Source organism: Salinibacter ruber DSM 13855 (genome assembly GCF_000013045.1).
In the GTDB taxonomy this organism is placed as follows: Bacteria; Bacteroidota; Rhodothermia; order Rhodothermales; family Salinibacteraceae; genus Salinibacter; species Salinibacter ruber.
Map to the genome: position 1 here is coordinate 1,806,601 of NC_007677.1, position 12,505 is coordinate 1,819,105.

Genomic DNA, 12,505 nt, shown 5'->3' on the forward strand with positions numbered 1-12,505 from the left:
TGTCTCTGCGTTGCTTGTATTCCAACGAGTCCCTTTTCGATGTGCTGCGCCCCCTCGGTGGACTTCTGGTCCTTGGTGGGCTCGTGCTGGGCCTCACGGCCTGCGACGGAAGCACCGTGGCGGGGCCGGACGGGGCCGAGGCCGACGCGCCCGTCTCAATGGCTTTCTCGGCCGCGTCTGCGCCTGAAGGCACTGCGTCTGGGGGCACCGCGTCCACCAGCAAGGCCGCATCGGGCCCGCGCACCCTTATCGATCCGGACGGGAATCAGCTTCGGCTCGACCGGGTGCAGATGGTCGTCCGTGAGATTGAGCTGGACCGCGCCACCGGCGACGAGAACTGCTCGCCGGAGGATAGGCCCGACGCGGAGGAAGACGACTGCGCCGAAGTCGAGTCCGGTCCCGTCCTCGTCTCGCTTCCGTTGGACGGAGATGCGCCCGCCGTGGTTGTCGATACGACGCTGCCCACCGGACGCTGGGACGAGGTCGAGTTTGAGGTGCACAAGCCCGAGGCCGAGTCTTCCACGCCCGATTTTCTGGAGGCGACGGACTTTCCGCTGGCGACGAGCATCCGGGTTCAGGGACGCTATACGCCGGCCGGCGGGGCGGCCCAAGACTTTACATACACGAGCGATCTCAACGCCGAGCGCGAAATTGAGTTTGAGCCGCCCTTGGAGGTGACTGCGGACAACACCAACAACGTCACGTTTTCGGTCAACGTCGACGCCTGGTTTCGACGCGCCGATAGTACCCTTGTGAACCCGGCCCGGGTGACGGAGGGGGGCGCCTTCGAAGACCGTGTCGAGGAGAACATCGAGTCCTCCATCGAGGGCTTCGAGGACGATGACCGAGACGGGAGGGACGATGAGGAAGAAGAAGACGAGGAAGAGGAAGACGAGGAAGACGAAAATGAGATTGAAATTGAGAAGGCCCTGGAGAACGTCGGTCCGGACTCGGACGCTTCCGGCGAAGTGGAATTTGAAAAGGAAGCCGACGAGACGGAGTTCAAGGTGGCGGTTGAAGACCTGGCGGCAGGCACCTACGACGTCGTCATCGCCGATACGACGCGCGGGGAGCTCGACGTGACGGGCGACGAGGGCGAGGCGGAGATCGAGTTCCGCCGACCATCGGAGGAGGGCCATCCGCTGCTCGACTTCGACCCGCGGAGCCAGCGCGTGGAGGTGCAGCAGGGGGGCACCTCGTATCTGGAAACAGACGTCCCGACCTCCGGAAACGAAAACGAGGAGGATGAAGAGGAGGACGAAGAAGAGGTCGAGATCGAAATTGACCTTAACAACACCGGTCCGGACTCGGATGCCACCGGCGAAGTGGAGTTCGAGAAGGAGGCCGACAAGGCGGTCTTCGCGGTGGAGGTTGAAGACCTGACGATGGGGACCTACGAGGTCGTGGTTGCCGACACGGCGCGCGGCGAGCTCGACGTGACGGGCGACGAGGGCGAGGCGGAGATCGGGTTCCGCCGACCGTCGGAGGAGGGCCATCCCCCGCTCGACTTCGACCCGCGTGGTCAGCCCGTCGCGGTGCAACGGGACGGCACCCCGTACCTGGAGGCGACCCTGCCGACCACGGGCGATCGGGACGAGTAGGCGGACCAGGCATCAAGGACTGGGCCTCCTCCCGAAAAGGGGCTTCTGGCAGGGAGGAGGCCCTCGGGCCGCTTCACAGATCCGCACTGCGGGGGTGCAACCCGCCCCCGCGGTGTCCTGTATAGGCCCATGGTTCGCTCGAAGTGCTTTCCGGCTTTCTCAACTGAATGCATGCGCTGGATCGGTTTGCTCCCTGCCTTGGGTTGGCTGATCGTGGGAGGGGGGCTGTTTCTGGGCAGTGCGTCTGTGGTCCACGCCCAGACGCCAACCTCTTGCGAGACGAGTTTCGCGCAGGCGCAGAAGGCCTACTACGCCGCGGACTTCGAGATGGCCGTGGACCAGTTGCGCCCCTGTGCACAGGAGCCGACGCTCCCGGACTCGGTTCGGGCCCGCATGTACCGGCTGCTTAGTTTCGTCCGCCTCGGCCAGAACGACGAGGCGGCGGCCCGCCGGGCCGTCGAAAGCCTGCTCGACCTGCGCCCGGACTTCATGCCGGACCCATCGGAAGACCGCCCCGATTTTGTTGCCCTCGTGGAGAAGGCGAAGACGCAGCGGCGGGCCCGGGCCGAGGCCGAAGAGGACGAGGGACGCCACTGGCTCCGGTGGACGCTCGGGGCGGCCGCCGCCGCCCTTGGCACGGCCGCGGTGCTCCTGCTCGGAGGGGGCGACTCCGGCGATGGGGCTGAGCTTCCACGTCCGCCGTCGCCCCAACCGGAGTAGGTCCGCCAATTGAGTCGCACGCCCTAGGGCCAAGTTCTAAATCGTCGATGACGAGTCGGTTGCTCCTCCTTCTTGGGCTCCTTCTTCCGCTCGGGGCTGTGGCGCAGGAGCCCCAGAACCTCGATGCCGTTCCCGGGAACCAGGAGAACACGTTGACCTGGGACGCCCCGACGGTAGACGACGATAAGACGGTGGTGTGTTATGGGGTGTACCGGGACACCGAAGCAATCGGGTCGAACGATCCTGAGGATCAGTCTGAGAAGCGGATCGAAGGGGTCGAAGCCGCCGAGGGAACGGCCCCCGTGTATACCGACCGTGACCTATCCGCCGGCGAAACGTACTATTATCGGGTGGGGGCCGAGGTTGCCGAGACGGAAGATCTTCCCGCTTCGTGCGGGGATGCGGGTACGCAGGTTTCGTCGCTCTCGAAGCCAGTATCGGCCACCCCGCTGTTCCTCAAAATTACCGAGCCGTCACCTCCGTCGCCTGACCCGGTCGATGTAGGAACGGCCGTCGACGTGACGGCCGACGTAAGAAGCCTCCCGCCCGGGGCGGAGGTGCTGCTTCGGTATCGAGAGGGGGGAGAGTCGACGTTTGAAGAGGAGGAGGGGGACGGCGGGGGAGAGCTTCGCAAGACCATTCCGGGCGCCCGCGTTACCCTTCGTGGCGTCGAATACGTCGTTGAGGTTCGGGACGAAGACGAGACCCTGGCACAGGCCCCGTCCGACGGCACGGCGTCGATTCGGACGGAGGGGCCGGTGAGTCCTCCCCGGCAGCCGGGCGATACGTACCGAATCGTGTCCTTCCCTACTGAACTTGACGATCCGGAACTGTCGAACATATTCGAGCCGCTTGGCTCATACGACTCGTTGGAGTGGCGGCTCTTTTCGATCGGTCCCAGTGGACTCACGGCGGATGGGGGGTACGTGGAGCAAAACGAGTTGGAGGGGGCGTCCCTGAGTGCCGGCCGGGCGTTGTGGTTTATCCGCCGGAATGGCGGGGCACTGGACCCGGTAGAGGGCACGTCGATTCCCGTAGACCAGCCCTACGAGATACAACTGGACGAGGGGTGGAACCTCATCGGCAACCCGTTTGCGTTCGACGTGCCGCTGAGCCAAGTTCGGGTGGAGAACACGGCCGGCTCCCTGCAGGACGTGTTTGGCTACAACGGCAGTTTCGTCAATCAGGCGGGCGGCGCGCTTGAGCCCTACCGGGGCTACCTTGTCTACCTCTCCGGTGGGCAGAACGGAACGCTTGTCGTTGACCCGAGCCCGGAGGAAGCGTCCGCCACCACCTCGTCGGCCCGCGCCCCGGATGCCCGGTGGGCGGTCGACCTGTCGGCCCGGGTGGGGCAGGCGCGCGATCCGATGAACACGCTCGGGACGGCCCCGAACGCCACGGACGGCGTAGAGGCGGCGGACGGCCGAGAGCCCCCGCCCATCGGCGATTACGTCTCCCTCAGCTTCCGTGCCCCCTCGCAGGACAGGGGGCTCTGGCGCGACATGCGCTCGACGGGCGGCGGCCTCCGCACCTGGACGGCCGAGGTGCGGACCAACGTGTCCGGACTGGTCACCGTAAATGCATCGGACATCTCGTCGGTGCCCGACGACCAGTCGGTATGGCTCGTAGACCCGGTCCTGGACCAGACGCAAAATTTGCGGGAGACGCCGACGTACCAGTTCCCGGCGTCCGAGGCGACCGACGCCCGCTCTCTGCGAATCCTCGTCGGGCCCTCCGCGGCGGTCCAGCGCCGACTGGGTCGAGATGCGGATCGGCCGGAGCGCGTTGAGCTCCTGCCCAGCGTGCCCAACCCGGTGCGCAGCCACGCCACCTTCCGGTACCGGGTCCCCGAGCGCACCCGAGCCACCCTGGAGTTGTACGACCTGCTGGGCCGGCGCGTGGCTACGCTCGTCGACGACGAGTCCGTCGGCCCCGGCACCCACACCTACGCCTGGACCCGCCAGAACACCGGAGGCACCCTTTCCAGTGGGGCCTACCTGCTTCGCCTGCAGGCCGGGGACGTCACGCGGACCCGCCGCCTCGTCATCATGCAGTAGCCGCGGGGAAAGGGGCGACTCAGTCGGGCTCCGGGGCGAGCTCAAACACGAGCGGCGTGTCCATGCCCGGTTCCACCCGGACCGTGCGTTCGGCCGGGGCGTGGTCCTCCTTCGCGACGCGGATGGTGCGCTCCCCCACCTGTAGCGTCAGGCGCTGCGGGGTATACCCGACCGTGTCGTCGTCCACCGTGACGGTGGCGTTGGGGAGCGGAGTGCCGTCCGGCGCGCGGGCCGTGACCGCGCTCTCGACGCGCTCGGTGAAGTCGATCGTGCGCTCGTACGTCTCTCCTGGGTCGAGTGTCATCTCCATTTCCCAGCGGCCAAGGGCGGACGTGAATACGACCGTGTGCGAGCCCGGGGACAGCGAGTCGACGACGAGCCCGTCCGCTGTGGGGGAGCGTGAGGCCCCATCGATGTGCACCTCGCCGTCGGGACGGGCGCCCAGCCGCACCACGGCGGGCCGCGGCAGAAGCGTCGGCGAGACGACGGCGGTGTCGGCCCCCGCCACGGACACGGTCGCCTCCCGGGCGCGGTGGTCGTCCCGGTCCAGAAGGAGCCGATACGTGCCGGGCTTCAGGTCCCCAATCGTCAGCGGCGTGCGCCCGATGGGCCGCTCGTTGAGGCGTACGGTCGCCCCGCCCGGGTCCGACCGGACCGTAACAGCCCCCGTCGCCGGTTCGGACGAGGGGGACGGCTCGTCGGGGGCGGACGCTGCGGAAGATGCTGTTCTGGACGTGCCGTCGGACGAAGCGGCCGGGGGCGGGGAGTCCTCCGATGAAGCGTCCGCGCTGGGGGGCGGCTCATCCGACGGGGCTTCGTCGCCGGGCGATGCATCGGCGGGCGGTGACGCTTCTGCCGGGGACCCTTTCTCCTCGCGAGAAGAGAGCCCTGCGTCGTCCGCCACCGGCGGGCTCGTCTGCTCTTGTGCGGAAGGGCCGGCTGGGGCCGCCGCCGTCCGGGTCGTTTCTGGGGGCGCCGGGCCCGCGGCGGAGAGAACCGGCAGGCCGAGGGTGGCCCGCACCCCGGCGTAGGTGCCCATCAGCACCAGGAGGGTCCCTGCCGCCAGGCCGGCCCACTGCCAGGGCGTGAAGCCAGCGTCGGGGGAGACTGGGGCATCCGGCGTGAGGAGCGGCTCCTCGTCTGCGGCCTCCGGGGCGGGAAGCCGGTCCAGGGCGGCCCGGGCATCGGGCGGGCGAGCGGCCGGGTCTTTCGACAACAAGTCGAGCACCACCTGTTCCACCGCCGGGGGCACCTCCGGCGCGTGGGTGGACGGGGGCGGAAACGAGGCGTCCACGATCGCCCGTTGGACGACGAAGTCACTCCCGGACCGGTCGAAGGGGAGCCGTCCGGTCAGCACCTCGTAGGCGAGGAGGCCGACGGCGAAGAGGTCGCTGGCCGCATCCACGTTCTGGAGGCCCTTCACCTGCTCCGGCGACATGTACGCGACGGTGCCGAGCTGGTCGTGCGTCGCCGTCAGGTCGGCGTCGGACGCCAGAATTTTGGCCAGCCCGAAGTCTGTGATCACCGCCTGCCCGTCGGCGTCAATGAGGATGTTGCTGGGCTTCAGGTCGCGGTGCAGCACCCCCGAGGCGTGGGCGTGCCCCACGGCGGTGAGCACCTGTCGGAGGAGCGACAGGGCCTGTGGGGGCTCCAGTTGGCCCCGCCGCCGCAACACGGTCTCCAGTGAAGGGCCCTCGACGTGCTCCATTACAAAAAACAGGGCCTCCTCCGTCTCGCGGAGGGTGTACACGTCGACAATTCCGTCCGCATCCAGGCGGGCCAGTGCCTTGGCCTCCTCCCGGAACCGGCGCACGAAGGTGTCGTCGTCGGCCAGGTGGGGCGCGATGACCTTGAGGGCGACGGTTTTTTCGAGGGCCTGGTCTGTGGCCCGGTACACGGTGCCCATGCCGCCCCGGCCAATGACCGCGTCCAGGCGGTAGCCATCCAGGATGTCGCCGGCGTCGGGCATGAAGACGTGAAGAGAGAAGGGATCGAGAGACACTCATCCATACGGCCCCACGGGAGAATCGATCGCCGCTTCCCCGCTGAGCGGAAGGCCCTTTAGGGCCCGGAGAAGTACCGGAGCAGGGCCGCCAAGAAGCTCTCTTTGCGATCCGTGAAGGGGGGAAGGACGGCCTGCACGAGCGACGCCCCGTACCGGCGCCGCAAGACCGAACGCTCGTTCGAGAAGGCCCGAAAGCCGGCCTCGCCGTGCCCCCGCCCGATGCCGCTGTGCCCGGCCCCGCCGAAGGGAAGGTCGGGGTTGGCGTAGTGGAAAAAGCCCTCGTTGATGCACGTGCTTCCGGCCGTGGTGCGCCCCAGAACGGTGTCGACCATCGCGTCGCGTTCGCTAAAGAGGTACATCGACAGCGGGTTGGGCCGATCGTTGACGATGCCCACCGCCTGGTTCAGCGACGAGATCGGAATGATGGGCAGCAGGGGGCCGAAGATTTCGGCCTGCATGACGGCGGTGTCCAGGGGCACGTCCGTCAGGATCGTGGGACTCACGTACCGGGTCTCGGCGTTGGTCTGCCCGCCGAAGGCCACGGTGGCCCCGTCCGCGACGGCCTCCTCCAGGAGCCCCACGACACGGTCCCAGTGGCCGTCGTCGATGAGGCGGGCGTAGTCGTCGCTGCCCCGTCGCATCGCCGCCGTCGCGCCGTAGAAGTGTTCTATGGTGTCGATGAGGCGGGCGACCAGGGCGTCGTGCACCGGGGCGTCGACGAGCACGTAGTCCGGGGCGATGCAGGTCTGCCCCGCGTTTGTGAACTTCGACCAGGCGATGCGCTCCGCCGCGAGGTCGAGGTCGGCGGTCTCGTCGACGATCGCCGGCGACTTGCCCCCGAGCTCCAGTGTTACGGACGCCAGGTGGTCCGCCGCGTCCTTCATCACGAGCCGGCCGACCCGCGGGCTGCCGGTGAAGTACACGTGGTCGTACGGCTGCTCCAGGAGGCCCTGCGCCACCTCCTTCGCGCCGGTCAGCAGGGCGACCTCCCGCTCCTCGTACAAGTCGCCGATCAGCTTTTTGAGGACGATGTTCGTGTGGGGCGTCTTCTCGGAAGGCTTCAGTGTCACGCAGTTGCCCGCCGCGAGGGCGCCGATCAGCGGGCCGAGCGTGAGCGTGAGGGGGTAGTTCCAGGGGGCGAGAATCAGCGCGACCCCCTTCGGCTCGTAGTGGATCTCCGAGCGGGTGCCCGCAAAGAAGGCGGGGTGGCTGCGCCGGTCCGGGGCCATCCAGTCGTCGAGGTGGCTGATCGCGAACTGGGCCTCGTCCAGTAGGGGCTTCATCTCTGTCAGGTCCACCTCCGCCGGTGCCTTCCGGAAGTCGGCGTGGATGGCGTCCTGAAAGTCGGTCCGGTGCGCCCGGAGGCCGTCGCAGAGCCGCCGCAGCTTGTCCCGGCGCCGGTCGACCGACGCGGCCCGGACCGCCGGGGCGTGGGCCTGCTGGGCGGCAAACACGCGTTCGATCTCGTCGGCACTGGCGGGGGCCGGAGGCGGAGAAAGGGAATCGGGCATCGTGGGAACCGGGCGTCGTTCGAGGGAGGAGGGGTCGAACCTGTCTCCCGAGGGCCATGATCCGCGGCCGGGCCGGCAACAATGCAGTCCGGCTGGGATTTGAGTGGGCCCCGCTAGGAACCTACCGCTCCCACCACCTACAGGCGGACACTCTCGAATTGATACGGCTCCGTTCTCCATGGACGCACTCCTCATCGTCGACCTTCAAAACGACTTTTGTCCCGGCGGCGCCCTGGCGGTGCCGGAGGGGGACACCATCGTCCCGACCGTGAATGCGATGGCCGCCCGGTTCGACCACGTCATCCAGACCCAGGACTGGCACCCGGCCGGCCACCAGTCGTTCGCCTCGTCGCACCCGGACCACGCCCCGATGGACGTGATTGAGGTGGACTACGGCGAGCAGGTGCTGTGGCCGGACCACTGCGTCCAGGGCACCGAGGGGGCCGAGTTTCACCCGGACCTCGACACCGCCCCGTCGGAGCTGATCCTCCGCAAGGGGTTCCGGCCCGGAATCGACTCCTACTCCGCCTTCTACGAAAACGACGGCACAACGCCGACCGGACTGACGGGCTACCTGCGGGAGCGGGGCATCGACACGCTCTACTTGTGCGGCCTCGCCACGGACTTCTGCGTGAAGTGGTCGGCCGTCGACGGGCGCGAAGAGGGGTTCGACGTGTACGTGATCGAAGACGCGACCCGTGGCATCGACCAGGACGGCTCGCTGGCGCAGGCCTGGGACGAGATGAACGAGGCGGGCGTCCAGGTCATTTCCTCGGAAGCCGCGCTCGACCTGGCCGCAGCGTGACTGCGGCCGAGTCCTTCGAGCAGCTGCGGATTGCCTCAGTCCGCCAGCCGAATTAGCGTCTTCAGGATGTCGAGCGTGGTCTGCTCGGGGGCGCCCTCGGTCCCGATTCGCACGTGGCGCGGGTCCTCCAGGGCGTTGGGCGCCTCGTAGCGGTCCGTGAGCATCTCGAAGTCGGTGGCCCGGGCATCAGAAGCCGTGGCGTCCTCGGCGGAGCGCTCGCGCAGCCGCTTCTTGAGGGCTGCGTCCCCGGCGGTCACCTCCACGAACACGTACGGCACGTCCGCCGCGCGGAGGGCGGCCCGGAGCCTATCGCGCTGCGCCTCGCGGCTGAACGTGGCGTCGAGCACCGTGCTTTGGTGGCGGCGGGCCCGCTCTAGGGCGCGGGTACGGAGCGTGGCGTAGGTGGCCTCCGTCGTGCGGTCGGCGTAGAGGCGCTTGCGGGTGGCGGCGTCGGGCCGTTCGTGGAGCGGAATGCCCGCGTGGGTCTTGCGGATGCGGTCGGAGGCGAGGTGGGGCCACCCGAGGGCGCGGGCCACCGCCTCGGCCTGCGTGCTCTTGCCGGTGCCGGGGCGCCCCATGACCACCACCACGAGCGGCCCGGCCCCCGCCACGGCGTAGTGGAGGGCCAGCTGGTAGTAGTGCCGGGCCTGGGCGCGGCTGCGATCCTGCTCGGCGGCGGAGATCTCTTCCGCAGCGGCCCGCAGCCCGTGCACCTTCCCTCGCACCTGAGCGCGCTGGCTCTTGTAGAAGGGAATCACCGCATGGAGGCCCGGATCGTCCAACCCCTCTGCCATCCGGTCCACGAAGCGGCGGGCCAGGCCCGGGCGCCCCTTCCGGTCGAGGTCCATGGCCAGGAAGGCCACGTCGTTCGCCACGTCGAGGTGCCGAAACTCGTCGTTGAACTCCACGCAGTCGAAGATGGCGACGCGGTCGTCGGTGAGGTGGACGTGCTCCAGCCGCAGGTCGCCGTGGCCCTCCACGATGCATCCCCCGGCCCGGCGTCGGTGGAGGCGGGTGGCGTGCTGATCGTAGAAGCGGTCGGCGTAGAAGCGGAGCGCCTCGTGCGCTGGGCGCGAGAGCAGGTGGCCGACGTGCCCCTCCGCCTCCGCGAAATTCCCCTCGGTCACCGCCCGCAAGCGGTCGATCCGCCCCGCCTCGGCTACCTCGGGCGTCGAGGGGCGTGACTCGTAGAAGGCGCAAAGCGTCCGCGCAACCCGGTCGATCTCGGCCGCCGAGGCCGCCCCGCGGGCCAATCGCGCCTCGAGAAACTGATCCGGGTCCAGGTAGCGCATCGCCACGGCCACCTCCACGACGGGCCCTGCGTCCGGGGCGCCGTCTACGCGGAGGCCGTCGTCGGTATCGACGATGGGCACCACGCCCTCGTACGTGTCGGGGGCGAGGCGGCGGTTCAGGCGGACCTCCTGCTCGCAGAAGTGCCGCCGCCGCTCCAGGGTCGAAAAATCGAGGTACTTAAGCGAGACCGGCTTCTTGATCTTGTACACCCGGGGCGGGACGAGGGCGACCAGGGAGATGTGGGTCTGCTCGAAATCAATCCGATCCGGGTCGTGCGGGTAGGCGGCGGGAGCAGAGAGGGCGTCCTTGAGGTCGGAGATGGAAGGCGCCATGCGCTTACGAGTGAAAGGTGGTGTCCTGAGCGGCGTGGGTCTGGAGGCGGTCGGCCGGGGCAAAGCGAGGGCCGTGCCGATCGGCCAGGCGCTGGAGGGTGTCCACGATGGAGGCGGCCCCTGCACGGTCGGCATGGCGGAAGGGCCCGCCGAGGAACGGCGGAAAGCCGAGCCCAAACACGGCCCCGAGGTCGCCGTCGATGGGGGCGCGGAGCACCTCGTCTTCGAGGCACCGGACGGCCTCGTTGACCATCATGAGAAGCAGGCGGTCCTGGATCGCGCCGGCGGGCGGGGTCGATCGGGACGAGGCATCGCGGTGCCGGTACACGGCGTCGTTGACGCCCTGCGGGTCCTTGTCGTCGGCGTCGTCGTCCGCGTCGTACTCGTAGAAGCCGCGGTTGGTCTTTTGGCCCAGCAGGTCGGCCTCCGCGAGCCGGCCGGCCCGGTCGCTGATGTCGACGCGTTCCGGCGAGAGGGCCTCGCCCATCACGTCCGTAATTTTGGCCGCCACGTCCAGGCCCACCAGGTCGAACAGCTCGAACGGGCCCATCGGGAACCCGGCGTCCATCATCGCCTCGTCGACCGCCTCGATCTCGGCCCCGGCCTCGAAGAGCAGCAGGGCCTCGTTCATGTAGAGGGCGAGGATGCGAGTGGTGTAAAAGCCCGGGCCGTCGTTCACCACGATGACGGTCTTGTCCTGCGCGAGGCCGGCGGCGTAGGCGGTGGCCAGTGCCTCGTCGGAGGTCTCCTCGGTGACGACGATCTCCAGCAGTGGGATGTCGGGGACGGGGGAGAAGTAGTGCATCCCGAGCACGCGGGACGGGTCGTCCACGCCCTCGGCGATCGTCGAGATGGGGAGGGCGGAGGTGTTGGAGGCCAGCACCGTGTCCGCGTCGACGACCGTCTCTACCTCCGACAGCACCGCGTGCTTGATCGACAGGTCCTCCGGCACGGCTTCAATCACGACGTCGGCCGCCTGGAGGGGCGCATAGTCGGCGGTGGGGGCGACCCGCTCTACAATCTGGTCTCGCGTAAACGTGTTGATGATGCCCTTGTCCTCCTGCTCGGTCACCGCGGACCAGATGGCCTTCTTCCCCTCGGCCGCGAGCGCCAGTGACTGGTCCGTAAGCACGACGTCGAGCCCGTTCTGGGCCGACACCTGCGCGATGCCACTGCCCATGAGGCCCGCCCCGAGCACGCCCACGGTGTCGACCGGGCGCGCCTGTTCGGGCTGCGGGTTCGTCTCCGCGTCCCGCTTGGCAAAGAAGATCGACACGAGGGCCTGCGACTCGGGCGTGAACACGAGCTCGCCGAAGTGCTGCCGCTCCGTGTCGAGCCCCGCCTCCAGGCCCTCCTCCATCCCCGTGCGCACCGCGTCGATGATGCGGGGCGGGGCGGGGTAGTTGCCCCGGGTGCGGCGCTCGGTCCGTGTGCGGGCCTGCCGGTAGATGACGCGCCGACTGACGGGGTTGCCCTCCAGCAGGCGGTCCCCGAGCGACTGCTCGGCACGCTCGACGGTGCGGGTGCCCGCCGCCAGCTCACGGGCCGCCCGCCGCGCCGCATGGCGGAGGCCGGGCGGGTGGATGAGGGCGTCGACCAGGCCGATGCGCCGCGCCTTGTCCGGGTACGTGTTTTTTCCGGTCAGCATGAGCCTGAGGGCCTGCTGCACGCCCACGAGGCGCGGCAGCAGCTGGGTGCCGCCCCCGCCGGGCAGAAGGCCGAGCTGCACCTCGGGTAGGGCCATCTTGGTCGCGTCGGCGGTGGAGGCGACGCGGTAGTCGCAGTTGAGCGCCAGCTCCAGGCCGCCCCCCATCACCGGGCCGTGGAGGGCGGCCACGGTCGGGACCGGGAGGCTTCGGACCCGCTCCCCGAGGGCGTGGGCCTCGCGGCTCAGGCGCCGCGCCTCCGCCGGGATCTCGAACGTTTGCAGCATCGCCAGGTCGGCCCCGACGATGAACGAGTCCGGCTTGCCGCTGGCGATCACCAGCCCGGACAGGTCGGCGTGGGTCTCAACCACATCCAGGGCGTCGGAAAACGCGTTCAGGGTGTCCCAAGAGATCTTGTTGACCGACGCGTCGGGGGCATCCAGCGCGAGCGTGGCCACTCCGGTCTCGTCGACCGTCAGGGTCAGGAGGTCCGTGGGCACAGAGAGGGCGTTCGGCATGGGGGGAGGGGCGTTGA

General features: G+C 68.9%; 8 protein-coding genes. 4 read left to right on the plus strand and 4 right to left on the minus strand.

The features are described 5' to 3' along the window. The first annotated feature begins 41 nt into the window (after positions 1-41). The 3 genes from SRU_RS07680 (at position 42) to SRU_RS07690 (ending at position 4,378) form a co-directional block, all read left to right on the plus strand. Positions 42-1,601 carry a hypothetical protein gene (locus SRU_RS07680; protein ID WP_237701666.1) on the plus strand — a complete coding sequence of 520 codons (1,560 nt, stop codon included), beginning with the start codon at positions 42-44 and terminating at the stop codon, positions 1,599-1,601. Between the two features lie 171 nt (positions 1,602-1,772). Continuing rightward, positions 1,773-2,321 (plus strand): hypothetical protein, encoded by a 549-nt coding sequence (locus SRU_RS07685; RefSeq protein WP_237701667.1) that lies wholly within the window; start codon positions 1,773-1,775, stop codon positions 2,319-2,321. Between the two features lie 47 nt (positions 2,322-2,368). Next, positions 2,369-4,378, plus strand: coding sequence for a T9SS type A sorting domain-containing protein (locus tag SRU_RS07690; RefSeq protein WP_164923577.1), 2,010 nt, complete (start codon positions 2,369-2,371; stop codon positions 4,376-4,378). A 19-nt stretch (positions 4,379-4,397) separates the two neighbouring features. On the opposite strand, the gene SRU_RS07695 is transcribed toward SRU_RS07690, so the two are convergent. Next, a complete protein-coding gene (locus SRU_RS07695; RefSeq protein ID WP_011404205.1) occupies positions 4,398-6,347 on the minus strand; it encodes a serine/threonine-protein kinase in 1,950 nt (649 codons plus the stop codon). Between the two features lie 92 nt (positions 6,348-6,439). After that, positions 6,440-7,894: an aldehyde dehydrogenase family protein gene (locus SRU_RS07700; RefSeq protein WP_011404206.1), complete on the minus strand. Its 1,455-nt coding sequence runs from the start codon at positions 7,892-7,894 to the stop codon at positions 6,440-6,442. Positions 7,895-8,072: 178 nt separating this feature from the next. Between SRU_RS07700 and pncA the strand changes: the two genes are divergently transcribed. Beyond that, the gene (pncA, locus tag SRU_RS07705) at positions 8,073-8,699 is read left to right on the plus strand and encodes a bifunctional nicotinamidase/pyrazinamidase (protein WP_011404207.1); all 627 of its coding nucleotides are present in this window, start codon (positions 8,073-8,075) and stop codon (positions 8,697-8,699) included. Between the two features lie 35 nt (positions 8,700-8,734). Here pncA and SRU_RS07710 read toward each other — a convergent pair whose 3' ends face one another. Together SRU_RS07710 and SRU_RS07715 are read right to left on the minus strand one after the other, a co-directional pair. Then, positions 8,735-10,324: an AAA family ATPase gene (locus SRU_RS07710; RefSeq protein ID WP_011404208.1), complete on the minus strand. Its 1,590-nt coding sequence runs from the start codon at positions 10,322-10,324 to the stop codon at positions 8,735-8,737. 4 nt (positions 10,325-10,328) lie between these two features. Beyond that, a complete protein-coding gene (locus SRU_RS07715) occupies positions 10,329-12,488 on the minus strand; it encodes a 3-hydroxyacyl-CoA dehydrogenase NAD-binding domain-containing protein (protein ID WP_011404209.1) in 2,160 nt (719 codons plus the stop codon). Positions 12,489-12,505 lie beyond the last annotated feature (17 nt).